This is a genomic window from Leclercia sp. S52 (assembly GCF_039727615.1).
Taxonomy (GTDB): domain Bacteria; phylum Pseudomonadota; class Gammaproteobacteria; order Enterobacterales; family Enterobacteriaceae; genus Enterobacter; species Enterobacter adecarboxylatus_B.
In genome coordinates, this window is sequence record NZ_CP152474.1 from 656,417 (window position 1) to 679,149 (window position 22,733).

Annotated in this window: 22 protein-coding genes, 3 tRNA genes and 1 pseudogene; 16 read left to right on the forward strand and 10 right to left on the reverse strand. The window is 57.8% G+C overall.

Annotation, left to right across the window (positions count from 1 at the left end; all coding sequences use genetic code 11):
• Positions 1-8: 8 nt before the first annotated feature.
• The gene (locus AAHB66_RS03145) at positions 9-467 is read right to left on the reverse strand and encodes a YbaK/EbsC family protein (protein WP_347115191.1); all 459 of its coding nucleotides are present in this window, start codon (positions 465-467) and stop codon (positions 9-11) included.
• Between the two features lie 332 nt (positions 468-799).
• Here AAHB66_RS03145 and AAHB66_RS03150 point away from each other — a divergent pair, with 332 nt between their 5' ends.
• Positions 800-2,143, forward strand: a complete 1,344-nt coding sequence (locus AAHB66_RS03150; RefSeq protein ID WP_347115192.1) for a PTS sugar transporter subunit IIC — start codon at positions 800-802, stop codon at positions 2,141-2,143.
• Between the two features lie 115 nt (positions 2,144-2,258).
• On the opposite strand, the gene fhuF is transcribed toward AAHB66_RS03150, so the two are convergent.
• Positions 2,259-3,047 carry a siderophore-iron reductase FhuF gene (gene fhuF / locus AAHB66_RS03155; RefSeq protein WP_347115193.1) on the reverse strand — a complete coding sequence of 263 codons (789 nt, stop codon included), beginning with the start codon at positions 3,045-3,047 and terminating at the stop codon, positions 2,259-2,261.
• A 156-nt stretch (positions 3,048-3,203) separates the two neighbouring features.
• On the opposite strand from fhuF, the gene AAHB66_RS03160 reads away from it, so the two are divergent.
• Positions 3,204-3,434 carry a DUF1435 domain-containing protein gene (locus AAHB66_RS03160; RefSeq protein WP_347115194.1) on the forward strand — a complete coding sequence of 77 codons (231 nt, stop codon included), beginning with the start codon at positions 3,204-3,206 and terminating at the stop codon, positions 3,432-3,434.
• Positions 3,435-3,474: 40 nt separating this feature from the next.
• On the opposite strand, the gene AAHB66_RS03165 is transcribed toward AAHB66_RS03160, so the two are convergent.
• The 4 genes from AAHB66_RS03165 to rsmC form a co-directional block, all read right to left on the reverse strand.
• Positions 3,475-3,562, reverse strand: a tRNA-Leu gene (locus tag AAHB66_RS03165).
• Between the two features lie 32 nt (positions 3,563-3,594).
• A tRNA-Leu gene (locus tag AAHB66_RS03170) sits at positions 3,595-3,682 on the reverse strand.
• A 29-nt stretch (positions 3,683-3,711) separates the two neighbouring features.
• A tRNA-Leu gene (locus tag AAHB66_RS03175) sits at positions 3,712-3,798 on the reverse strand.
• A gap of 140 nt (positions 3,799-3,938) precedes the next feature.
• Positions 3,939-4,967, reverse strand: a complete 1,029-nt coding sequence (gene rsmC / locus AAHB66_RS03180) for a 16S rRNA (guanine(1207)-N(2))-methyltransferase RsmC (protein ID WP_347115195.1) — start codon at positions 4,965-4,967, stop codon at positions 3,939-3,941.
• Positions 4,968-5,069: 102 nt separating this feature from the next.
• On the opposite strand from rsmC, the gene AAHB66_RS03185 reads away from it, so the two are divergent.
• From AAHB66_RS03185 to AAHB66_RS03220, 8 genes and pseudogenes are all read left to right on the forward strand, one after another.
• Complete coding sequence (locus tag AAHB66_RS03185) at positions 5,070-5,483, forward strand: DNA polymerase III subunit psi (protein WP_347115196.1); 414 nt, start codon at positions 5,070-5,072, stop codon at positions 5,481-5,483.
• Positions 5,452-5,895, forward strand: coding sequence for a ribosomal protein S18-alanine N-acetyltransferase (gene rimI / locus AAHB66_RS03190; RefSeq protein ID WP_156262867.1), 444 nt, complete (start codon positions 5,452-5,454; stop codon positions 5,893-5,895). Before AAHB66_RS03185 ends, rimI begins: the two co-directional genes overlap by 32 nt.
• A gap of 18 nt (positions 5,896-5,913) precedes the next feature.
• The gene (yjjG, locus tag AAHB66_RS03195; protein ID WP_347115197.1) at positions 5,914-6,591 is read left to right on the forward strand and encodes a pyrimidine 5'-nucleotidase; all 678 of its coding nucleotides are present in this window, start codon (positions 5,914-5,916) and stop codon (positions 6,589-6,591) included.
• 91 nt (positions 6,592-6,682) lie between these two features.
• Positions 6,683-8,272, forward strand: a complete 1,590-nt coding sequence (gene prfC / locus AAHB66_RS03200) for a peptide chain release factor 3 (RefSeq protein WP_142488147.1) — start codon at positions 6,683-6,685, stop codon at positions 8,270-8,272.
• A gap of 304 nt (positions 8,273-8,576) precedes the next feature.
• Entirely contained in the window at positions 8,577-9,194 is a 618-nt protein-coding gene (gene osmY / locus AAHB66_RS03205; RefSeq protein ID WP_347115198.1) for a molecular chaperone OsmY, read from the forward strand.
• A 122-nt stretch (positions 9,195-9,316) separates the two neighbouring features.
• The gene (locus AAHB66_RS03210) at positions 9,317-9,478 is read left to right on the forward strand and encodes a DUF1328 family protein (RefSeq protein WP_002887716.1); all 162 of its coding nucleotides are present in this window, start codon (positions 9,317-9,319) and stop codon (positions 9,476-9,478) included.
• Positions 9,479-9,627: 149 nt separating this feature from the next.
• Positions 9,628-10,699, forward strand: a pseudogene (locus tag AAHB66_RS03215) (patatin family protein).
• Positions 10,696-11,478 (forward strand): metal-dependent hydrolase, encoded by a 783-nt coding sequence (locus AAHB66_RS03220; RefSeq protein WP_347115199.1) that lies wholly within the window; start codon positions 10,696-10,698, stop codon positions 11,476-11,478. The pseudogene AAHB66_RS03215 and the gene AAHB66_RS03220 overlap by 4 nt, the downstream one beginning before the upstream one ends.
• Here AAHB66_RS03220 and AAHB66_RS03225 read toward each other — a convergent pair.
• Both AAHB66_RS03225 and AAHB66_RS03230 read right to left on the reverse strand, forming a co-directional pair.
• A complete protein-coding gene (locus tag AAHB66_RS03225) occupies positions 11,473-12,333 on the reverse strand; it encodes a YjjW family glycine radical enzyme activase (RefSeq protein ID WP_347115200.1) in 861 nt (286 codons plus the stop codon). The two genes, AAHB66_RS03220 and AAHB66_RS03225, sit on opposite strands and share 6 nt — an antisense overlap.
• On the reverse strand, positions 12,305-13,855 hold the full coding sequence (locus AAHB66_RS03230; protein ID WP_347115201.1) for a YjjI family glycine radical enzyme: 1,551 nt from the start codon (positions 13,853-13,855) through the stop codon (positions 12,305-12,307). Before AAHB66_RS03230 ends, AAHB66_RS03225 begins: the two co-directional genes overlap by 29 nt.
• A gap of 260 nt (positions 13,856-14,115) precedes the next feature.
• Between AAHB66_RS03230 and deoC the strand changes: the two genes are divergently transcribed.
• The 4 genes from deoC (at position 14,116) to deoD (ending at position 18,428) form a co-directional block, all read left to right on the forward strand.
• Complete coding sequence (gene deoC, locus AAHB66_RS03235; RefSeq protein WP_333851604.1) at positions 14,116-14,895, forward strand: deoxyribose-phosphate aldolase; 780 nt, start codon at positions 14,116-14,118, stop codon at positions 14,893-14,895.
• A gap of 124 nt (positions 14,896-15,019) precedes the next feature.
• Positions 15,020-16,342 carry a thymidine phosphorylase gene (deoA, locus tag AAHB66_RS03240; protein ID WP_347115202.1) on the forward strand — a complete coding sequence of 441 codons (1,323 nt, stop codon included), beginning with the start codon at positions 15,020-15,022 and terminating at the stop codon, positions 16,340-16,342.
• Between the two features lie 51 nt (positions 16,343-16,393).
• The gene (gene deoB / locus AAHB66_RS03245; protein WP_347115203.1) at positions 16,394-17,617 is read left to right on the forward strand and encodes a phosphopentomutase; all 1,224 of its coding nucleotides are present in this window, start codon (positions 16,394-16,396) and stop codon (positions 17,615-17,617) included.
• 88 nt (positions 17,618-17,705) lie between these two features.
• The gene (gene deoD, locus AAHB66_RS03250) at positions 17,706-18,428 is read left to right on the forward strand and encodes a purine-nucleoside phosphorylase (RefSeq protein ID WP_010427122.1); all 723 of its coding nucleotides are present in this window, start codon (positions 17,706-17,708) and stop codon (positions 18,426-18,428) included.
• Positions 18,429-18,513: 85 nt separating this feature from the next.
• Here deoD and lplA read toward each other — a convergent pair whose 3' ends face one another.
• A complete protein-coding gene (gene lplA, locus AAHB66_RS03255) occupies positions 18,514-19,530 on the reverse strand; it encodes a lipoate--protein ligase LplA (RefSeq protein ID WP_347115204.1) in 1,017 nt (338 codons plus the stop codon).
• Positions 19,531-19,569: 39 nt separating this feature from the next.
• Positions 19,570-20,214 carry a YtjB family periplasmic protein gene (locus AAHB66_RS03260; RefSeq protein WP_347115205.1) on the reverse strand — a complete coding sequence of 215 codons (645 nt, stop codon included), beginning with the start codon at positions 20,212-20,214 and terminating at the stop codon, positions 19,570-19,572.
• Positions 20,215-20,334: 120 nt separating this feature from the next.
• On the opposite strand from AAHB66_RS03260, the gene serB reads away from it, so the two are divergent.
• Both serB and radA read left to right on the forward strand, forming a co-directional pair.
• Positions 20,335-21,303, forward strand: coding sequence for a phosphoserine phosphatase (serB, locus tag AAHB66_RS03265; RefSeq protein WP_142488158.1), 969 nt, complete (start codon positions 20,335-20,337; stop codon positions 21,301-21,303).
• A gap of 11 nt (positions 21,304-21,314) precedes the next feature.
• A complete protein-coding gene (gene radA / locus AAHB66_RS03270; protein WP_106994158.1) occupies positions 21,315-22,700 on the forward strand; it encodes a DNA repair protein RadA in 1,386 nt (461 codons plus the stop codon).
• Positions 22,701-22,733: the final 33 nt, after the last annotated feature.

Consider the following 22,733-nt stretch of genomic DNA (forward strand, 5'->3'; position numbering starts at 1 on the left):
CGCAGGGCTTACAGGCAAACGTCCACCCAGGTCGCTTTGGTCAGTTCGGCCATTCTTTCCGGAGAAATGCGCACCGCGCTGTGTATGGCCCCTGCGGCAGGCAGGACTTCGGCATACTGCCTGAGTGAAATATCACAGTAGACCGCCAGCGGATTTTCCAGCCCGAAAGGGCACACGCCGCCGACGGGATGCCCGGTTACCGTCACCACCTCATCGCTGCTCAGCATTCGGGCTTTCGAGCCAAAGGTCTGCTTCAGCTTTTTATTATCCAGGCGCGCGTCACCTTTGGCGACCACCAGGATCACCTCATCTTTAATTTTCAGCGACAGCGTTTTCGCTATCTGACCCGGCGCGACCTTGTGCGCCTCGGCAGCCAGCGCAACGGTAGCGGTACTTTGACCCAGCTCGATGACTTCAACGTCAGGAGCATGCTCAGCAAAAAACTGGCGCACAGACTGCAAACTCATTGTTTCCTCCAGAAAAATACTCTGCGTAATCTGTCATATGAAATTATGCTCTGTAAATATTCCCTAAGTAACAAAACTCCAACATCAGCGATTTCTGGATCCTCTTCACAATCACGGAAACCGGTTACAGTAACCGGTTGCAGACCGTGAAGCAGAGATTAATACTGATTACGTCATTTCCCCTGTATCCCATAAATAATAAGAGTCGATTATGAAACCTATCCGTTTGAGCAGTACCGCTGGTAAGCGAACCAGCAAGGTGGTGAAAGTGGTATATGGAACACCGTGCGGCGTGTCTGCGCCCGAAACGATCGTCTGACAGGAGAGCCGTTATGTCTGCCAACCATGCTGCGTTTAACCTGATATTCCGCTTTGTTGAAAACTATGTCAGCCCCATTGCCGGACGCATCTCTTCCCAGCGTCACGTGATGGCCATCCGCGACGGCTTTATTTCCGCCATGCCATTTATGATCGTCGGCTCGTTCTTACTGGTGTTTGCCTACCCGCCGTTTTCACCGGACACCACCTGGGGCTTTGCCCGCGCCTGGCTGGATATGGCGAAACAGTTTGAAGGCCAGATCCTGACTCCGTTTGATATGACAATGGGGGTAATGTCCCTCTATATTTGTGCTGCTATCGCCTATAACCTCGGCAAGCACTACGTTAAGTCGCACCAGCTCGACCCCTTCATGTGCGCCATGCTGTCGCTGATGGCCTTCCTGTTGATTGCTGCGCCGAAAACCAAAGGCGCGCTGCCGGTGGATAGCCTCGGTGGGACGGGGATCTTCACCGCCATTCTGGTGGCGATCTACTGCGTGGAGATGATGCGTTTCCTGAAGGCGCACAATATCGGTATCCGCCTGCCCGACCAGGTGCCGCCGATGATCAAGAACTCCTTCGATCTGCTGATTCCGGTGCTGGTGGTCGTGTTAACCCTCTATCCGCTGAGCCTGTTCATCCAGTCCGAGTTTGGCATGCTGATCCCGCAGGCGATTATGGCCATCTTCAAGCCGCTGGTCTCCGCGGCGGACTCCCTGCCGGCGATCCTGCTGGCGGTGCTGATTGGGCATTTGCTGTGGTTTGCAGGGATCCACGGGGCGGCGATTGTCTCCGGGATGCTGCAGATGTTCTGGCTGACCAACCTTGGGATGAACCAGACCGCGCTGGCGAACAGTGCGCCGTTGCCGCACATCTTTATGGAAGCGTTCTGGACCTTCTTCATTGTAATTGGCGGCTCCGGGGCGACGATGGGGCTGGTGTTCTGCTATCTGCGCAGCCGCTCGGCGCACCTGCGTTCGATTGGCCGTCTGAGCGTGGTACCGAGTATTTTTAACATTAACGAGCCGGTGATCTTTGGTACGCCGATCGTAATGAACCCGGTGTTCTTCATTCCGTTCCTGCTGGCGCCGATGGTGAATGCGGTACTGGCGTGGGCGGCGATGAAGCTGGATCTGATTGGCCGCGTGATCTCCGTGGTGCCGTGGACGGCGCCTGCGCCGGTGGGGGCCGCCTGGGCGCTGGGCTGGGATTTCCGCGCGGCGGTACTGGTGGTGCTGTTAGCCCTCGTCTCCGCCATCATCTACTACCCGTTCTTTAAAGTGTACGAGAAGCAGCTGCTGGCGCAGGAGGCCGAAGAGGCCCAGCGTGCCGACGAGGAAAGTCAGCAGGTGGCATAGGTAAAAGCAAAACGGCAACCCAGAGGTTGCCGTTTCTAGTATTTGTTCCCACTCCCCGTGGGAGAGGGCCAGGGTGAGGGCATCAGGCCCGCACCCAATTTCAGGCCGCACCCGTTTATTTAAGCGTGCAGTCCCCGCACTGCTGCACATCCGGCAGGCGATAGCGCTGACAGCAGGTGCGACGCACCAGCAGCCCGTCGCGCGGAACCACTGTGCGGTAAAGCGGGTTATCACGCCCATCCGACAGCTGGCGGGCAAAGAAAAGGGACTGGCGCAGCGCGTCGACCTTCTCATCGCCCAGCAGGCTTTTCATTTCATTCAGATACCAGTGAATTAAATACCCGGTATTGCTCCAGATAAGTTTGCCGTTAATCTCACCCGTCTCTTCCAGCGCCTCAACGACCGGGATCAGCGCTCGGGTAATCAGCACTTCAATTCTTTGCTGCGCAGAAAGCGAGGTCGTCTGGCTGTCTTCGTGGACGTCGATCCAGAAGCAGGCGGCGCGCCCGGTTTCGTGAAACTCAACGTGGAAGTGCTCAGGGGAGAGATCCAGCGCTACGTCCTGGGTAAGCAGGGCCAGCATCATCGGCGGCACCATCAGCCCGATATACCATTGCGCCCACAGCGACAGCAGCGGCTTGTTCTCGCGCGCCAGGGTGGGTTGATTGCGGTAGATATGATCGGAGTAGGTTGCCAGCAACGACTGCAGCTCGGCAGGGCGTTGCCACTGCGCCAGCGTCAGGGCGTGATGCGGAGGGGTCTCATCCAGCTTGATGACGTCCAGCATATGCGCACGCGTCCCGGCAATGGCATCACGTACCGCATCCGCAAGCCCGGAAGGCCCGGCCGGAAGGCGGGTTTGCCAGATAACATTCTCAATGACGTGTGCAGAGCGTATGGCCATAATTGGGCTGGATAAAAATCTAAATGATAATGATTGCCAATCCTAACTATAGATAAAACCGTGCGCAAGATTTTTTACACAAATAGGCTCTACGCTGACAAATGAGAAATTATATCATATGATATTGGTTATCATTATCGAAGTGAGAGACGGATCATGTTGAGCAGAGCGTTAGGGAGTGGATGGGGTGTGATACTGCCGGGGGCGATGATTGCCGGGCTGGCCTTTACCGATCTGTCGCTGGCGGTCTGGAAACTGATTATCGTGTCGGGATTACTGATGTCATCGGTCATGATCTGGCATAAACAACTGCGGCACTTTGTGCTGCTGCCATCTTGTGTCGCGCTGATTGCGGGAATATGGGTGCTGGCGATGAATCTGAAATGAGAGGATAACAAGGGAGAATTTCAGGGAGAGATAAGATAATTGGTGCGAGGGGGGGGGGACTCGAACCCCCACATCCTAAGGACACTAACACCTGAAGCTAGCGCGTCTACCAATTCCGCCACCTTCGCACAGTCATCTTATTTTATTGATATCGCCTCGTTGGTGCGAGGGGGGGGGGACTCGAACCCCCACATCCTAAGGACACTAACACCTGAAGCTAGCGCGTCTACCAATTCCGCCACCTTCGCCCAGTGCGAGCAATATCAATCATGGTTGTTGGTGCGAGGGGGGGGGACTCGAACCCCCACATCCAAAGGACACTAACACCTGAAGCTAGCGCGTCTACCAATTCCGCCACCTTCGCATACCAACGATACAAAAAAGTATCGCAACCACGGAGGCGCATTCTAGATGTTTTCAGCTATTCGTCAACAGATAATTGTGCCGGATGTTTTGATTGTTGCAAAAATGGCCCGATCGGGGAGATCGGGCCGGAGTGAGACGTTATTTCTTCGCCTGACGGGTCATGATCGCGCGGTAGATCTTAAAGCGACCGGTCTGAGCCAGCACTTCGTGGAAGCCGAAGACTTCATCCAGCACTTTCGGATACGGCAGGAAGGCGTTCGCCACGATGCGCAGCTCGCCGCCGCTGTTCAGATGGCGTACCGCGGTGCGGATCAACGTTTGTGCTGCTTCGAGGCTGGTTTCCATCCCGTCATGGAACGGTGGGTTGGAGATGATCATATCGAAACGGCCGGTCACGTCGGAGAGCACGTTAGAGGCGAACACCTCGCCCTCAATACCGTTAGCGGCAAGGGTCGCGCGGCTGGCTTCAATGGCAGAAGCGCCAACGTCGGTCAGGGTTAAACGCACTTTCGGCGAGTGGCTGGCCAGTACGGCGGAGAGCACGCCCGCGCCACAGCCGACATCCAGCACTTTGCCTTTAGTGTGCGGCGTGAAGGTGGAGAGCAGCAACTGGCTGCCGACGTCCAGTCCGTCACGGCTGAAGACGCCCGGCAGCGTTTTGATGGTCAGGCCATCCAGCTGGTATTCGCCCCAGTATTTTTCCGCGTCGAAGGTCGGTTTTTTGTCCAGACGGCCATGGTACAGGCCACAGCGACGGGCGCTGTCGACTTTGTTCAGCGTGACGTAATCCGCCAGCATCTGCTCGGCGCTGCGCACGCCGCTGCGGTTCTCGCCGATCACGAAAATATCGCAACCCACCGGCAGCAGGGAGAGCAGGTTCATCAGCTGGAACTGGGCTTCAGGTTTGTTCTTCGGCCAGTAGTAGATCAGCGTATCGCAGTCCGCCACGTCGCTCTGTTCAGCCACCAGGCTGTAACGGGCGCGCTCGCCCATCTGGCGGCTCAGCACCTGCCAGTGGTGATACTGCTGGGTGTGCGCGCGGCTGTCGGCGCACTCGAAACGGGCAGGCAGGTCATCCTGCATATCTCCGGCAAACAGAATACGGCTTTGTTCGAAATCATCACTGTGGCGCAGCAAGACTTCACTTGCCGGGGTAAATGCAGACATGAATTGTTCCTCAATAAACTCAGGCGGGGATTATAGTAGGTAGATGGCGCAGATTCGACACATTTGCTATATTTGCGCGCCTGACAGACAGGAGTTTTCGCAATGGCATCCCGACGAGACAGGCAATTACAGCAACTGGGCATTACCCAGTGGGCGTTGCGCCGCCCGGCGGCCTTGCAGGGCGAAATCGCCATCTCGCTTCCGGCGCACGTTCGTCTGGTGATGGTGGCGCAGAGCCTGCCCGCGCTGAGCGAGCCGCTGATTGCCGATGTGCTGCGCGCACTTAAGCTGAGTGCCGATCAGGTGCTGCAGCTGACGCCCGAACGCGTGGCGATGCTGCCCCCGGAGGGCCGCTGTAACAGCTGGCAGCTTGGCGTGACGGAAGAGATGACGCTGGAGGGCGGCAATCTGGCCACTCCGGTACTGGACGAACTTAAAGCGAACCCGGCGGCACGTCGCGCGCTGTGGCAACAAATCTGCGAACATGAACACAATTTCTTCCCTCACGACGACTGATTTAGCGCAGGCTTTTGATATCGAAAAACGCGCCCACGCCTTTCCGTGGAGTGAAAAAACCTTTGCCAGCAACCAGGGCGAGCGTTACCTCAACTATCGGCTGGATGTCGATAATACCCTGGCGGCTTTCGCCATTACGCAGGTCGTTCTGGATGAGGCGACGCTGTTTAACATCGCCGTAGATCCTGCCTTTCAGCGCCGTGGGCTGGGCAGAGAACTGCTGGAACATTTAATTCGCGAGCTGGAAGCACGAGACGTTTTCACGCTGTGGCTGGAAGTACGGGCCTCGAACGCCGCCGCCATCGCACTCTATGAAAGCCTGGGCTTCAACGAGGCGACGATCCGCCGTAACTACTACCCCACCGCAGAAGGACGTGAAGACGCCATTATCATGGCTCTGCCGCTTGGATAACTAAAAAAGGTTGTAACGATGAACTGGGACTGGATTTTCTTTGATGCTGACGAAACGCTGTTTACGTTTGATTCGTTCGGCGGCTTACAGCGGATGTTTCTCGACTACAGCGTGACCTTCACCGCTGAAGACTTCCAGGATTACCAGACGGTGAACAAACCGTTGTGGGTGGATTACCAGAACGGGGCGATCACCGCGTTACAGCTGCAGCATCAGCGTTTTCAGGGCTGGTCCGAGCGCCTCAAGGTTCCGCCTGGCGATCTGAACCACGCGTTTCTTAACGCGATGGCAGAAATCTGCGCCCCGCTGCCGGGCGCCGCGTCGCTGCTCGCCTCCCTGAAAGGCAAGGCGAAGCTTGGGATCATTACCAACGGCTTTACCGCGCTGCAGCAGATCCGCCTGGAGCGCACCGGTTTTCGTGACTACTTTGATCTCTTAGTGATCTCCGAACAGGTTGGCGTGGCCAAACCGGCAGGGAAAATCTTTGATTATGCGCTGGACCAGGCCGGCAACCCTGACCGGGCAAAAGTGCTGATGGTGGGGGATACGGCAGAGTCCGATATCCTCGGCGGCATGAATGCCGGGCTGTCCACCTGCTGGCTGAATGCGCACAACCGCCCCCTGCCGGAGGGAATCAAACCGACCTGGACCGTAGCCTCCCTGAGCGAACTGGAGCAACTCCTGTGTAAACATTGATTGCCTGCCCCCCCATTGATGGGTAAAATAGCCGCAAATTCGTATTCCAGATGCGTGGCGTGCTGCCGCGCTTATTAAAGAAGATTTTACTATGACGTTGTCTCCTTATCTGCAAGAGGTGGCCAAGCGCCGTACTTTTGCCATTATCTCTCACCCGGATGCCGGTAAAACCACCATCACCGAAAAGGTGCTGCTGTTCGGACAGGCGATCCAGACCGCCGGTACGGTAAAAGGCCGTGGCTCCAGCCAGCATGCAAAATCTGACTGGATGGAGATGGAAAAGCAGCGTGGTATCTCGATCACCACCTCCGTGATGCAGTTCCCGTATCACGACTGCCTGGTGAACCTGCTCGATACCCCGGGGCACGAAGACTTCTCCGAAGATACCTACCGTACCCTGACGGCGGTGGACTGCTGTCTGATGGTGATCGATGCCGCGAAAGGCGTTGAAGATCGTACCCGCAAGCTGATGGAAGTAACCCGTCTGCGCGACACGCCGATCCTCACCTTTATGAACAAACTCGACCGTGACATCCGCGATCCGATGGAAGTGATGGACGAAGTGGAGCGCGAGCTGAAGATCGCCTGTGCGCCAATCACCTGGCCAATCGGCTGCGGCAAGCTGTTCAAAGGTGTCTACCATCTCTATAAAGACGAAACCTACCTGTATCAGACCGGTAAAGGTCACACCATCCAGGAAGTACGCGTCGTTAAAGGGCTGGATAACCCGGAGCTGAACGCGGCGGTCGGCGATGAGCTGGCAGAGCAGCTGCGTGACGAGCTGGAGCTGGTGAAAGGCGCGTCCCACGAGTTCGACCAGGATCTGTTCCTTGCGGGTGAAATCACCCCGGTCTTCTTTGGTACCGCGCTGGGCAACTTCGGCGTAGACCATATGCTGGATGGCCTGGTGGAGTGGGCGCCGCAGCCGATGCCGCGTAACACCGACACCCGTGAAGTGGTCGCCAGCGAAGAGAAGTTCACCGGCTTCGTATTTAAGATCCAGGCCAACATGGACCCCAAACACCGTGACCGCGTGGCCTTTATGCGCGTGGTGTCCGGCAAATATGAAAAGGGCATGAAGCTGCGCCAGGTGCGTACCGGCAAAGACGTGGTGATCTCCGATGCGCTGACCTTTATGGCCGGCGACCGTTCCCACGTGGAAGAGGCCTACCCGGGTGACATCATTGGTCTGCATAACCACGGCACCATTCAGATTGGTGATACCTTCACCCAGGGTGAGATGATGAAGTTCACCGGTATTCCGAACTTCGCGCCGGAACTGTTCCGTCGTATCCGCCTGCGGGATCCGCTGAAGCAGAAACAGCTGCTGAAAGGGCTGGTTCAGCTGTCGGAAGAGGGTGCGGTGCAGGTGTTCCGCCCAATTTCCAATAACGATCTGATTGTTGGTGCCGTCGGTGTGCTGCAGTTTGACGTGGTGGTTGCCCGTCTGAAGAGCGAATACAACGTTGAAGCGATTTACGAATCGGTCAACGTGGCGACGGCGCGCTGGGTTGAGTGTTCTGACGTGAAGAAATTCGAAGAATTTAAGCGTAAGAACGAGATCCAGCTGGCGCTGGACGGCGGCGATAACCTCACCTATATCGCCCCAACCATGGTTAACCTGAACCTGGCGCACGATCGTTACCCGGACGTTCAGTTCCGTAAAACCCGCGAGCACTAATCCCTTCTCAGAGCACGGCAGCCGCCGTGCTCTGCTTAAATCCCTGCCTTATTAAACCCTTACGGAATGTTCTTAATTCATCATCTTTTGTTACTTGTTGCTCGTTTTTTAGCCAATTCTGAAAGCAGCGCCGCGAGAGTGATCTATATTTAACTCAGTGTTTAACACCGGGCGCAGATGAAAGCTCCACTCAATGCGTGTTGATAAGGTTCTCATCTCGCCCGAGTGTTGATTGGTAGTATGAAAGACTACTTAGGCATGATGATTTACGCTCGAATTCGGAGCAAACCACAGGAATACATCGATGAATACTAAAAAACTGAAGATTTCGAAAACTCTGCTGGCGGTAATGATGGGTAGTGCTCTGGTGTGCGGTTCTGCAATGGCAGAAACCACGACCACGGAAAAAGCGCACTCCACAGCGAACACCGCAGGGGAAAAAATCGATAACTCTATGAATAAAGTCGGTAACTTCATGGATGACAGCTCTATCACAGCTAAAGTAAAAGCTGCACTGGTAGACGCTGATGATATCAAGAGCACCGATATTTCCGTAGAAACTGAGAAAAACGTCGTCACCCTGAGTGGCTTTGTCGAAAGCCAGGAGCAGGCTGAAAAAGCCGTCGCCGTGGCGAAAAAGGTAGAGGGTGTGACCTCTGTCAGCGACAAACTGCACGTGCGTGACGGTAAAGAGCAGTCTGCCAAAGGCTATGCCGGCGATACTGCAACTACCAGCGAAATCAAAGCTAAACTGTTAGCTGATGACATCGTGCCATCACGTAAAGTGAAAGTTGAAACCACCGACGGTGTGGTTCAGCTGAGCGGTACGGTGGATTCTAAGGCACAAAGCGACCGTGCTGAGAGCATCGCAAAAGCCATTGATGGCGTGAAAAGCGTTAAAAACGATCTGAAAGTTAAATAAAACACCACAATCGCCCTTCTGGCTGAGGCCAGAAGGCGAGATAAGAATTAAACCTTAGTATCGCCGTGAGCAACCTGAGCGCTCACCATGCGGTCGACATTAACTATGGTAAGGAGAGTCTTATGTTTCGTTGGGGCATCATTTTTCTGGTTATCGCGTTAATTGCCGCCGCTCTGGGTTTTGGTGGTCTGGCAGGTACAGCGGCGGGCGCGGCGAAAATTGTCTTCGTCGTCGGTATTATCCTGTTCCTGGTTAGCCTGTTCACCGGACGCCGTCGTCCATAGCTCAGGTTATGGGTACGTTGATGAAAAAGGCTCATGCATAGCATGAGCCTTTTTTTATGCCTGACGTTTACCCGCATCCGATTTGAGTAAAACACCCTGTCTACGCTACTGTGTAGTAACAGAACAAATAAAAAAACAGGAAAGCAGAGGTGGGGCAGCGAATTCCGGTAACGCTCGGCAACATTGCGCCGCTGGCGCTGAAACCTTTTCGACCAGGCCAGATAGCCCTGGTGTGTGAGGGCGGCGGACAGCGAGGGATCTTCACGGCCGGCGTGCTGGACGAATTTATGCGCGCGCAGTTTAATCCGTTCGATCTCTATTTCGGCACCTCCGCCGGCGCGCAAAATCTCTCGGCCTACGTCTGCAATCAGCCGGGTTACGCCCGCAAAGTGATCATGCGTTACACCACCTCCCGCGACTTCTTCGATCCGCTGCGCTTTGTGCGCGGCGGTAATCTTATCGATCTCGACTGGCTGCTGGACGCCACCGCCAGCAAAATGCCGCTGGCAATGGATAACGCCTCCCGCCTGTTCGATACCGGTAAAACCTTCTGGATGTGCGCCTGTCGCGGCGACGACTACTCGGCCAGCTATTTCTCCCCGCAAAAAGAGAACTGGCTGGATATCCTGCGCGCCACCAGCGCGATCCCCGGCTTCTACCGCACCGGTGCGGCGCTGGACGGCATCGCCTATCTCGACGGCGGGGTCAGCGACGCGATCCCGGTGCAGGAGGCGGCCCGACGCGGGGCTCAGACCATCGTGGTGATCCGCACCGTACCCTCGCAGATGTACTATACGCCGCAGTGGTTTAAGCGGATGGAGCGCTGGCTGGGCGACAGCAGCCTGCAGCCGATGCTGAACCTGGTTTCACATCATGAGGCCAGCTACCACAGCATCCAGCGCTTTATCGAGAAGCCGCCGGGCAAACTGCGGATCTTTGAAATCTATCCCCCACGTCCGCTCAACAGCATGGCGCTGGGCAGCCGCGTGCCCGCCCTGCGGGACGACTACAAAACCGGGCGCCTGTGCGGGCGCTATTTCCTGGCGACGGTGGGCAAGCTGCTGGCCGAGCGTCCGCCGCTGCGCCGCCATCAGCAGCTCATCACTCCCGCGCCGCTGGTGGTTCCCCCCGGCAAGCGTGGCCAACGACGCGATCACCACGCCGCTGGTGATGGCCCCTGAGGCCAATGACACCCTGTTTGATAACGAGGATCTGGCGTGACTTACCGCTTTATCGATACCCATTGTCACTTTGATTTCCCGCCTTTCACTGACGATGAACCCGCCAGCATCCAGCGCGCTGCCGATGCCGGGGTAATGGGGATTGTGGTGCCGGCCATTGATGTGGCGAGCATCGACCGGGTTCTGCGTCTCGGGGCGCGCTATCCGACGCTCTATATGGCGCTGGGCCTGCACCCGATTGTGATCGAATCCCATCAGGATGCGCACCTTGACCAGCTGGAAGCGGCGCTGGCCGCACGGCCGGAGAGGCTGGTGGCGGTGGGGGAGATCGGCCTCGATCTCTATCGGGAGGATCCTCACTTCGATCGTCAGGAGGCGATCCTCGACGCACAGCTGAAGCTGGCGAAACGCTACGATCTGCCGGTGATCCTCCATTCCCGGCGCACCCACGACAAACTGGCGATGCACCTTAGGCGCCAGGATCTGCCGCGGACCGGCGTGGTACATGGCTTTGCCGGCAGCCTGCAGCAGGCGCAGCGCTTTGTGGAGATGGGGTATAAAATCGGCGTCGGTGGCACCATCACCTATCCCCGGGCCAGTAAAACCCGCGACGTGATGGCGCAGTTACCGCTATCCGCTTTGCTACTTGAAACGGACGCGCCCGACATGCCGCTCAATGGTTTTCAGGGCCAGCCGAACCGTCCGGAACAGGCGGCGCGGGTATTTGCTACGTTGTGTGAACTGCGTGATGAGCCCGCGGATGAGATCGCCGATGCGCTGCTGCACAACACCCGCACGCTGTTCGATCTGCCGCTATAGGTAGAGCGACGGGCGGATCACCCTGATCCGCTCCCGCTCCAGCACCTCTGCCAGCGGTTCGACATCCTCCGCCGTGGCGCTCCGCCAGTGCCGGGCTTCACCGTAGACGCCGTGCGCGTGAAAGGCGTTGATCCTGACAGGCACATCCCCTAACCGACGAATAAACGCGATCAGCTCCCGACGGTGCGTCAGGTAATCACAGCGATCCGGGATCACCAGCAGACGCAGCTCGCTCAGCCGGTTGTGGGCGGCCAGCCAGCGGATGCTGTGCTTGATGACGGTGTTGTCGCGTCCGGTCAGGTAGCGGTGGTGTTCGTTGTCCCAGGCCTTGAGATCCAGCATCGCGCCGTCAAACAGCGGGAGCAGTTTTTGCCAGCCGGTTTCGCTTAACAGACCGTTGCTGTCCACCAGACAGGACAAATGCTGCAGCTGCGGATCGGCTTTCAGAGCCGAAAACAGCGCCACCAGAAACGGCAGCTGGGTGGTGGCTTCCCCGCCGCTGACGGTGATGCCGGAGATAAAGGGCGACACCTTGCGGACCTCGGCCACGACCTCCTCTACGCTTAAACGCAGCGCCATCGGCGTCGCCTGCTGCGGGCATATCTGCAGGCAGGTGTCGCACTGCTGGCAATGGGCGTCATCCCACCAGACCCGTCCGGCCTGAATGTTCAGCGCCTCGTGCGGGCAGTGCGGCACGCAGGCCGCACAGTCGTTGCACCGGCCTATCGTCCACGGGTTGTGGCAGGTTTTGCAGCGCAGGTTACAGCCCTGCAGAAACAGGGCCAGGCGACTGCCGGGCCCGTCGACGCAGGAGAAGGGGATAACCTTACTGACTAAAGCGCATCTGTTGTTCATGGCTTATCACGCGCGGCTGGCGCTCCAGGATGCGGGTGTTGCGGGCGGCCTCTTCACCCAGCCAGGTGGTATTGGTGCGTGAACCTTCGGCGCGGTATTTCTCCAGATCGGAGAGTCGCACCATATAGCCGGTGACACGAACCAGATCGTTACCCGAGATATTGGCGCTGAACTCGCGCATCCCGGCGCGGAAGGCGCCCAGGCAGAGTTCCACTACCGCCTGCGGATTGCGCTTGATGGTTTCGTCCAGGGTCAGGATGTCGCTGATCCCGGCGTGATAGTGCCGGTGGTGCGGTGCTACCGCCAGCAGATGGCCGATCGGGTCGGGCTCATCGCCATAGGGCAGGCGCGCCCCCGGTGTGGTGCCGACGTCAGAGCTGATCCCCGACTGGGCATGCAGCAGGGCGCGCTGCTTCCAGCCATATCTGACCGGGGTATTTTCCACAAAGGCCGCCAGCTGCTCGCTGATGCGGTAGCCCAGCGCGTTGGCCTGCGGATCTTTACCGTAGCGTCCCTTCATCCCGGCTTTCTCGCACAGCACGTTCACCGCTTCGGCCAGGCCATACATGCCGAACATCGGCACAAAACGGTCGGGATCGATCAGCCCTTCTTTAACCAGGAAGCTATTCTCAAAGAAGCCAGATTGTTGATAAAGGAAGTCGCAGCGTGCATCGATGATGGCGATCTGCTGCTGGCAGTAGTGCGGCAACGTGCGGGTGAAGAACGTCTCCAGCGTATCGCTTTGCTCCGCGATGGCTTTCAGGTTGAGGCGCACCAGGGTGCTGCCCCCGCCTGCCAGCGGCAGAGAGTTGTAACAGCTGACGACGCCAAAGCCATTTTTTGTGAAAATTTTATCATTTACCGGCCCGTTGGCGATATGTGGCTTGCTGCATTCGCAAATGTTGCTGGCCACCTCCAGCAGCAGATCGTCCGGGGTGATCTCTGGATCATAAATAAAGGTCAGATTGGGTGAGACCTGCTTAAGCTCTGCATCGGCGCGTAAAATGGCGCGCGTTACCGGACCATCAGCCGGGCCAATGTTGGCATGCACGAAGGCATCCGGCAGGGTGCGATCGAGATAGCGCCAGAAACGTTTTATTCGAATATCGATTTCTTCTTGTGTTAGAATTCTAACATACGGCTGCAGCAGCGAATCGAGATGGCCGAGGAACACCGGCATGCCGGTCACGGACGGAACATGGTGGTAAAGGATGGTTAACAGCGACAGGGCATCGTCCAGATCCTTCGCCCCTTCCAGCTCAAGCCACTCTGAACCCTGTTTCAGGAACACCGCATAGTCGGGTAGCACATAGCGCGGCTTGTACGGCGCGTGGCCCTCAAACATATCGCAGATAAATCCCGCCTCCAGCGCCTGGTGCGCTTCGGGGGCCAGCGTCGGGTAGGGCAGGTTGTTTTCCGCCTCCAGCGCCAGAAAATGGCGTTTTTGTTCGGGGCTTAACACCGGGCTTGTCACAATTTGCTGGCAACGTTGTTGCAGGGCATCGGGGCTGGATGGGGACATGGTCGCTTCCTTATTGTTCTGCAGTAATGGGAAGGATTGTAAAAAGAGTCCCGTCGGCCGCCTTTGATCCTGCGCGTGTGCCTGACGCTTTAATCAGCAGTTGTAGCCAAATTATTTGAAGTTGATCTCATTACGGTTATGCAAATTTGTACGCGTATTTCATTAACTGTGATGAATGTCGAAGTGAGAATGCGGGTGGATGTTAGAATACTCACAGACCCGCAAGGTAAAATTTTACGGCTATACGCCGGGAGAATGTTATGACCGATTTAACCGCAAGCAGCCTGCGCGCCCTGAAACTGATGGATCTGACCACCCTGAATGACGACGATACCAACGAGAAAGTGATCGCCCTGTGTCATCAGGCAAAAACCGCCGTGGGCAACACCGCGGCCGTCTGTATCTATCCACGTTTCATTCCGATCGCGCGTAAGACCCTGAAAGAGCAGGGTACGCCGGACGTGCGCATCGCCACCGTCACCAACTTCCCGCACGGTAACGACGATATCGAGATCGCGCTGGCTGAGACCCGCGCCGCTATCGCTTACGGTGCTGACGAAGTGGACGTGGTCTTCCCGTACCGCGCGCTGATCGCCGGTAACGAGCAGGTGGGCTTTGAGCTGGTGAAAGCCTGTAAAGAGGCCTGCGCCGCGGCAAACGTGCTGCTGAAAGTGATCATCGAAACCGGCGAACTGAAAGAAGAAGCGCTGATTCGTAAAGCGTCAGAAATCTCCATCAAAGCGGGTGCCGATTTCATTAAAACCTCCACCGGTAAAGTGCCGGTGAACGCGACCCCGGAAAGCGCTCGCATCATGATGGAAGTGATCCGCGATATGGGCGTGGAAAAAACCGTGGGCTTCAAACCGGCGGGCGGCGTGCGTACCGCTGAAGACGCCCAGCAGTTCCTGGCGATTGCCGACGAGCTGTTCGGTGCCGACTGGGCCGACTCCCGTCACTACCGCTTTGGCGCCTCCAGCCTGCTGGCCAGCCTGCTGAAAGCGCTGGGTCACGGCGACGGTAAGAGCGCAAGCAGCTACTGATAGCATTGTTCGCTGTAGGCCGGATAAGGCGTAGCCGCCATCCGGCGTTGTTCCGGTTCGCCGGGTGGCGCTACGCTTACCCGGCCTACGGTTAGCCTTCGACTAATTCCTCAGGGGGGTTATTTTGTTTCTCGCACAAGAAATTATTCGTAAAAAACGTGATGGTCATGCTTTAAACGACGAAGAGATCCGTTTCTTTATCAACGGCATTCGCGACAATACCATCTCTGAAGGGCAGATTGCGGCCCTGGCGATGACCATTTTCTTCCACGATATGGCGATGCCGGAGCGCGTGTCGCTGACCATGGCGATGCGGGATTCAGGAACCGTTCTGGACTGGAAGAGCCTTAACCTCAACGGCCCGATCGTGGATAAACACTCCACCGGCGGCGTGGGTGATGTCACCTCGCTGATGCTGGGGCCAATGGTCGCTGCCTGCGGCGGCTATATCCCGATGATCTCCGGGCGCGGCCTCGGCCATACCGGCGGCACGCTCGACAAGCTGGAAGCCATCCCGGGCTTCGATATCTTCCCGGATGACAATCGCTTCCGCGACATTATTAAGGACGTTGGTGTGGCAATTATCGGCCAGACCAGCTCCCTTGCCCCGGCGGATAAGCGTTTTTACGCCACGCGTGACATTACCGCGACCGTCGACTCTATCCCGCTGATCACCGCCTCTATCCTCGCCAAGAAACTGGCTGAAGGGCTTGATGCGCTGGTAATGGACGTGAAAGTGGGCAGCGGCGCCTTTATGCCGACCTATGAACTCTCTGCCGCACTGGCCGAAGCGATCGTTGGGGTTTCCAACGGCGCAGGCGTGCGCACCACCGCGCTGCTCACCGACATGAACCAGGTGCTGGCCTCCAGCGCCGGTAACGCGGTCGAAGTGCGCGAAGCGGTGCAGTTCCTGACCGGTGAATACCGTAACCCGCGTCTGTTCGACGTGACCATGGCGCTGTGCGTCGAGATGCTGATCTCCGGTAACCTCGCCAAAGACGACGCCGAAGCGCGCGCTAAACTGCAGGCGGTGCTGGATAACGGCAAAGCGGCCGACATCTTTGGTCGCATGGTCGCGGCGCAGAAAGGCCCGACCGACTTCGTGGAAAACTACGACAAATATCTCCCGACCGCGATGCTCAGCAAAGCGGTGTACGCGGATACCGAAGGCTTTGTCTCGGCGATGGATACCCGCGCGCTGGGCATGGCGGTGGTGTCGATGGGCGGCGGTCGTCGTCAGGCATCGGACAGCATCGATTACAGCGTCGGCTTCACCGATATGGCCCGTCTGGGCGACAGCGTTGACGGCCAACGTCCGCTGGCGGTGATCCACGCCAAAGATGAAAACAGCTGGCAGGACGCGGCGAAAGCCGTGAAAGCGGCCATCACCCTGGCAGATAAAGCGCCAGAAAGCACACCGACCGTCTATCGTCGCATTACCGAATAGCGGTATACTGATCTGATCGCTTTTTTATGAAGCACTGAGTACGGAGAACATATGAAACGTGCATTTATTATGGTGCTGGACTCATTCGGCATCGGCGCTACAGAAGACGCAGATCGCTTTGGTGACACTGGTGCAGACACCATGGGTCACATCGCAGAAGCCTGTGCAAAAGGCGAAGCGAACAACGGCCGTCAGGGCCCGCTGAATCTGCCAAACCTGACCCGTCTGGGTCTGGTGAAAGCTCACGAAGGCTCTACCGGTAAAGTTGCCGCCGGTATGGATGGCAACGCGGAAGTGGTAGGCGCATACGCCTGGGCGCACGAGCTCTCTTCCGGGAAAGACACCCCGTCAGGGCACTGGGAAATCGCCGGTGTACCGGTTCTGTTCGACTGGGGCTATTTCTCTGACCACGAAAACAGCTTCCCGCAGAAGCTGCTGGATAAGCTGGTAGAACGTGGCAACCTGCCGGGCTACCTCGGCAACTGCCACTCTTCCGGTACCGTGATTCTGGATCAGCTCGGCGAAGAGCACATGAAAACCGGCAAACCGATCTTCTACACCTCGGCGGACTCTGTGTTCCAGATTGCCTGCCACGAAGAGACCTTTGGCCTGGATCGCCTGTATGAGCTGTGCGAAATCGCCCGTGAAGAGCTGACCGAAGGCGGCTACAACATCGGCCGCGTCATCGCGCGTCCGTTTGTTGGCGACAAAGCGGGTAACTTCCAGCGTACCGGCAACCGCCACGACCTGGCCGTTGAGCCACCGGCACCTACCGTGCTGCAGAAACTGGTCGACGAAAAAGATGGCCAGGTGGTTTCCGTGGGTAAAATTGCGGATATCTACGCCAACTGCGGCATCACCAAAAAAGTGAAAGCTACCGGTCTGGACGCGCTGTTCGACGCCACCATCAAAGAGATGAAAGACGCGGGTGACAAAACCATCGTCTTCACCAACTTCGTGGACTTCGACTCCTCCTGGGGCCACCGTCGCGACGTTGCAGGCTATGCTGCGGGTCTGGAGCTTTTCGACCGCCGTCTGCCGGAGCTGATGGAGCTGGTGGGGGAAGATGACATTCTGATCCTGACCGCTGACCATGGCTGCGACCCGACCTGGACCGGTACCGACCACACCCGTGAGCACATTCCGGTGCTGGTGTACGGCCCGAAAGTCAAACCAGGTTCGCTGGGGCACCGTGAAACCTTCGCGGATATCGGCCAGACCATCGCGAAATACTTTGGTACGTCCGACATGGAATATGGCAAGGCCATGTTCTGATTTTGATGGGTGCGGCTTGATGCCCTCACCCCGACCCTCTCCCACAGGGAGAGGGTGAAAAGAATAAACCAATTAAAAGGAACTGAAGATGGCAACTCCTCACATTAATGCAGAGATGGGTGATTTCGCTGACGTCGTATTGATGCCTGGCGACCCACTGCGCGCGAAGCACATCGCGGAAACTTTCCTCGAAGACGTGCGTGAAGTGAACAACGTCCGCGGCATGCTGGGCTTCACCGGTACCTACAAAGGCCGCAAAATCTCCGTAATGGGTCACGGCATGGGTATCCCATCCTGCTCCATCTACACCAAAGAGCTGATCACCGATTTCGGCGTGAAGAAAATCATCCGCGTGGGCTCCTGTGGCGCCGTGCGTATGGACGTTAAGCTGCGTGACATCGTTATCGGTATGGGTGCCTGCACCGATTCCAAAGTGAACCGCATGCGTTTCAAAGATCACGACTTCGCGGCGATTGCAGACTTCGGCATGGTGCGTGACGCGGTTGACGCTGCCAAAGCGCTGGGCGTGGAAGCGCGCGTGGGTAACATCTTCTCTGCGGACCTGTTCTACGCGCCGGACGGCGGCGAGATGTTCGACGTGATGGAAAAATACGGCATCCTGGGCGTGGAAATGGAAGCGGCAGGCATCTACGGTGTAGCGGCTGAGTTCGGTGCGAAAGCCCTGACCATCTGCACCGTGTCTGACCATATCCGTACTCACGAGCAGACCACTGCCGCTGAGCGTCAGACCACCTTCAACGACATGATCAAAATCGCGCTGGAATCCGTTCTGCTGGGCGATAAAGAGTAAGAGCTGTTGTGCCGGGTGGCGGCTTCGCCTTACCCGGCCTACGGTTTTCCAGGCCCGCTAAGCGCAGCGCCATCCGGCTTTTTTATTACCTCACCGCCCACGCAATCCACGCCGACAGCTCCCGCAGCTCCATCTCCTGCTCCGGGAAATCGCCGATCAAGGCATCACATGCCTGTTGCAGCATATCCGCCCGGTACAAACAGCCCTGCAGCCGCGCCGCCAGCGCCTCTAACGGGGCCGGGTTCAGGCTGTCGGTAAAGACCTGCGTGCGGGTGATGTGGCCCTTTTCAACGTCGAAATGCAGCTCCACGCCGCCCCAGGTGAAACGCTCATCCAGCAGGTGCGAGAAGGCGGGAGCCTGGCCGAAGTTCCACTCCCAGCTGCTCTGGCGGGCAAAGGTCTCGGCAAAGTTTGGCAGATCCGGCGTCTTGTCCGGGGAGATTACTTCGGCCTCCACGCGTTCGCCATAGTGAGCGAAAAACGCCTCGCGGATCGCGTCGCAGATCTGGTCGTGGGTCACGCCCGGAAGCAGATCCACCAGATTCGCCACCCGGCCGCGCACGGAGGTGATACCTTTGGCCTGCAGCTTTTTCTGGTCGGGATTGAGGTAGTTTGCCAGGCGGCTGAGATCGGCATTCAGCAGTAGGGTGCCGTGGTGGAAACCGCGATCCAGGGTTTCGCGATAGGCCGATCCGGAGACCTTCCGATCGCCATCGGGGGTTTTCACCACCAGGTCGTTGCGCCCGGAGGCTTCCGCCGTTGCCCCCAGCGCCTGTAATGCGCTCAGCACGATGTTAGTAGAGATGGTTTTGTCGTACTCTGGCTTTCCCGCCATAAAGGTAAAGCAGGTATTGCCGAGGTCGTGGAACACCGCGCCGCCGCCGCTGCTGCGACGCGCCAGGCGCACGTTGTCCTCTTCCATGCGCCGCGTGTTGCACTCTTTCCACGGGTTTTGCGCCCGGCCAATGACCACCGTATCGGCGTTGCGCCACAGGAACAGCACCCGCTGCGTGGCGGGCATCTGGCGGAAGATGCACTCTTCCACCGCGAGATTAAACCAGGGATCCCAGGAGTCAGAGATAAGCAGGCGTAACGTCGTCATGGCAAAGTTCCTTTTCTGAATCGTCTGGCTACTTTAACACTATTCCTTCTTCTCGCTCTCTTCCTCTTCGGGCACCGACTTGCTGGCGGTGAGCAGGAACGGCGACTGCTGCCAGCGGGTGCGTTTGCCCTGCAGCAGCGTGCGGGTCAGCACTACGCCTATTGCCAGCGACAGCAGCAGCATCAGGCGCAGGATATTGGTGGTGTTATCCACCTGTTTTGCCTCAGTGGCTAAGGTATGGGTGTCGAGGGTCAGCCGCAGGTAGCCGAGCGGGCCGTTTTTCCCCTGAATCGGCTCCACCAGCTGCTGGTTAAAGTAGCCGCCGGCTTTCTTGCCATCCAGCGCCAGCCTGTCACGCACCTCGACATGCTCGCCTGCCCGGGCGATCAGCTCGCCCTCATTGTCATAGACGCTGGCATCAAGAATGCGGCTCTCGTCGGTCAGCAGACGCAGCACCTGCGCAATCCGCTTTTCATCCGGCGTTTCGGTACGCATCAACGGGGCGATGTTGAGCGACACCTGGCGCGCCAGGGTGTGCGCCAGCTCTTCAAGCTGTGGGTTACGCTGTCGTTGATGATTCTGACTGAACCAGGATGCGCCCTGCATCAGCGCCACTAACAGGGCCAGACAGGAGAGGACAATCACGGCACGATGAAGCCGGAATTTCAGTTTTGCACGAGCCATATTCCACCTGCTGAAAATTTTCGGGGTTAATGTTGCCAGAAGTGATGGTTACAAGGTAGCCTCATGCGTTATTTTCCCCCCTGGATGATTCCCGGCGCGAACGATTTTACAGGAGCTTTAATGCCAAACATTACCTGGTGCGACCTGCCCAATGATGTCTCTCTCTGGCCAGGATTGCCGCTCTCTTTAAGTGGTGATGAGGTAATGCCTCTGGACTACCATGCTGGCCGTAGCGGCTGGCTGCTGTATGGACGCGGCCTGGATAAACAGCAGTTAACCCAGTATCAGAGCAAGCTGGGTGCAGCGATGGTGATCGTCGCCGCCTGGTGCGTGGAAGATTATCAGGTCATCCGCCTGGCCGGTTCCCTGACCCAGCGCGCCACCCGTCTGGCACACGACGCCGGGCTGGATGTCGCCCCGCTCGGTAAAATTCCGCACCTCAAAACCCCGGGACTGCTGGTGATGGACATGGACTCCACCGCCATTCAGATCGAGTGCATCGACGAGATCGCCAAACTGGCCGGTACCGGCGAGATGGTGGCCGAAGTGACCGAACGCGCCATGCGCGGCGAGCTGGACTTCACCGCCAGCCTGAAACAGCGCGTGGCGACCCTGAAGGATGCCGACGCCAATATTCTGATGCAGGTGCGCGAAAAGCTGCCGCTGATGCCGGGTCTGGTGCAGCTGGTACTGAAGCTGGAAACGCTGGGCTGGAAAGTGGCCATCGCCTCCGGCGGCTTTACCTTCTTTGCTGAGTATCTGCGCGACAAGCTGCGCCTGGATGCCGTGGTCGCCAACGAACTGGAGATCAGAGACGGGAAGCTGACCGGAAACGTGATTGGCCAGATCGTCGATGCTCAGTTCAAGGCCAGCACCCTGACGCGTCTGGCGGAAAAATATGATATCCCGGTTGCCCAGACCGTGGCGATTGGCGACGGCGCGAACGATCTGCCGATGATTAAAGTGGCCGGGCTGGGCATTGCTTACCATGCCAAACCGACCGTGAATGAAAAGACGGAAGTCATTATCCGTCATGCTGACCTGATGGGGGTGTTCTGCATTCTCTCCGGCAGCGTGAATCAGAAATAAAGAGGTAAAACGTGGCGAAAGCTCCAAAACGCGCATTTGTCTGTAATGAATGTGGTGCGGATTATCCGCGCTGGCAGGGGCAGTGCAGCGCCTGTCATGCCTGGAACACCATCACCGAAGTGCGCGGAGTTGCCGCTTCACCCACCGTCGCCCGTAACGAGCGCCTGAGCGGTTATGCGGGCAACGCGGGCGTATCGAAAGTCCAGAAGCTCTCCGACATCAGCCTTGAGGCCCTGCCGCGCTTCTCCACCGGGTTTAAGGAGTTTGACCGGGTGCTGGGCGGCGGCGTGGTACCGGGGAGCGCCATTCTGATTGGTGGTAGCCCGGGCGCCGGCAAATCCACCCTGCTGTTGCAGACCCTGTGCAAGCTCGCGTCGCAGATGAAGACCCTGTACGTCACCGGGGAAGAGTCCCTGCAGCAGGTGGCGATGCGCGCGCACCGTCTGGCGCTGCCGACCCAGGACCTGAATATGCTCTCCGAAACCAGCATCGAGCAGATCTGCATGATTGCCGAAGAAGAGCAGCCGAAGCTGATGGTGATCGACTCCATCCAGGTGATGCACATGGCCGACGTGCAGTCCTCCCCGGGCAGCGTCGCCCAGGTGCGTGAAACCGCAGCCTACCTGACACGCTTCGCCAAAACCCGCGGGGTGGCGATCATCATGGTCGGTCACGTCACCAAAGATGGCGCCCTGGCCGGTCCGAAGGTGCTCGAGCACTGTATCGACTGCTCCGTGATGCTGGATGGCGATGCCGATACCCGTTTCCGTACCCTGCGCAGCCACAAAAACCGCTTTGGTGCGGTGAATGAGCTGGGCGTGTTTGCCATGACCGAGCAGGGGCTACGTGAAGTCAGCAACCCGTCGGCCATCTTCCTGAGCCGCGGCGATGAAGTGACGTCCGGCAGCTCGGTGATGGTGGTCTGGGAAGGGACGCGTCCGCTGCTGGTGGAGATCCAGGCGCTGGTCGATCATTCGATGATGGGCAACCCGCGTCGCGTGGCGGTGGGCCTTGAGCAAAACCGTCTGGCGATTTTGCTGGCGGTGCTGCACCGCCACGGCGGTCTGCAGATGGCGGATCAGGACGTGTTCGTCAACGTGGTCGGTGGGGTAAAAGTGACCGAAACCAGCGCCGACCTGGCGCTGCTGCTGGCGATGGTCTCCAGCCTGCGCGACCGTCCGCTGCCGCAGGATCTGGTGGTGTTTGGCGAAGTTGGGCTGGCCGGCGAGATCCGTCCGGTGCCGAGCGGCCAGGAGCGTATCTCCGAGGCGGCAAAACACGGCTTCCGCCGGGCAATTGTGCCGGCTGCCAACGTGCCGAAAAAGCTGCCGGAAGGAATGACGGTTTTCCCCGTTAAAAAACTCTCTGATGCGCTAAGTGTCTTTGACGACTTATAATTACCTATTCGTTGTTGCAGGAGGCACCGTAAT

Bases quoted from the DNA above. Each gene is read 5' to 3' on its own strand.
- AAHB66_RS03145 (WP_347115191.1), bottom strand. From the start codon at position 467: ATGAGTTTGCAGTCTGTGCGCCAGTTTTTTGCTGAGCATGCTCCTGAC.
- AAHB66_RS03150 (WP_347115192.1), top strand. From the start codon at position 800: ATGTCTGCCAACCATGCTGCGTTTAACCTGATATTCCGCTTTGTTGAA.
- fhuF (WP_347115193.1), bottom strand. From the start codon at position 3,047: ATGGCCATACGCTCTGCACACGTCATTGAGAATGTTATCTGGCAAACC.
- AAHB66_RS03160 (WP_347115194.1), top strand. From the start codon at position 3,204: ATGTTGAGCAGAGCGTTAGGGAGTGGATGGGGTGTGATACTGCCGGGG.
- rsmC (WP_347115195.1), bottom strand. From the start codon at position 4,967: ATGTCTGCATTTACCCCGGCAAGTGAAGTCTTGCTGCGCCACAGTGAT.
- AAHB66_RS03185 (WP_347115196.1), top strand. From the start codon at position 5,070: ATGGCATCCCGACGAGACAGGCAATTACAGCAACTGGGCATTACCCAG.
- rimI (WP_156262867.1), top strand. From the start codon at position 5,452: ATGAACACAATTTCTTCCCTCACGACGACTGATTTAGCGCAGGCTTTT.
- yjjG (WP_347115197.1), top strand. From the start codon at position 5,914: ATGAACTGGGACTGGATTTTCTTTGATGCTGACGAAACGCTGTTTACG.
- prfC (WP_142488147.1), top strand. From the start codon at position 6,683: ATGACGTTGTCTCCTTATCTGCAAGAGGTGGCCAAGCGCCGTACTTTT.
- osmY (WP_347115198.1), top strand. From the start codon at position 8,577: ATGAATACTAAAAAACTGAAGATTTCGAAAACTCTGCTGGCGGTAATG.
- AAHB66_RS03210 (WP_002887716.1), top strand. From the start codon at position 9,317: ATGTTTCGTTGGGGCATCATTTTTCTGGTTATCGCGTTAATTGCCGCC.
- AAHB66_RS03225 (WP_347115200.1), bottom strand. From the start codon at position 12,333: ATGAACAACAGATGCGCTTTAGTCAGTAAGGTTATCCCCTTCTCCTGC.
- AAHB66_RS03230 (WP_347115201.1), bottom strand. From the start codon at position 13,855: ATGTCCCCATCCAGCCCCGATGCCCTGCAACAACGTTGCCAGCAAATT.
- deoC (WP_333851604.1), top strand. From the start codon at position 14,116: ATGACCGATTTAACCGCAAGCAGCCTGCGCGCCCTGAAACTGATGGAT.
- deoB (WP_347115203.1), top strand. From the start codon at position 16,394: ATGAAACGTGCATTTATTATGGTGCTGGACTCATTCGGCATCGGCGCT.
- deoD (WP_010427122.1), top strand. From the start codon at position 17,706: ATGGCAACTCCTCACATTAATGCAGAGATGGGTGATTTCGCTGACGTC.
- lplA (WP_347115204.1), bottom strand. From the start codon at position 19,530: ATGACGACGTTACGCCTGCTTATCTCTGACTCCTGGGATCCCTGGTTT.
- AAHB66_RS03260 (WP_347115205.1), bottom strand. From the start codon at position 20,214: ATGGCTCGTGCAAAACTGAAATTCCGGCTTCATCGTGCCGTGATTGTC.
- serB (WP_142488158.1), top strand. From the start codon at position 20,335: ATGCCAAACATTACCTGGTGCGACCTGCCCAATGATGTCTCTCTCTGG.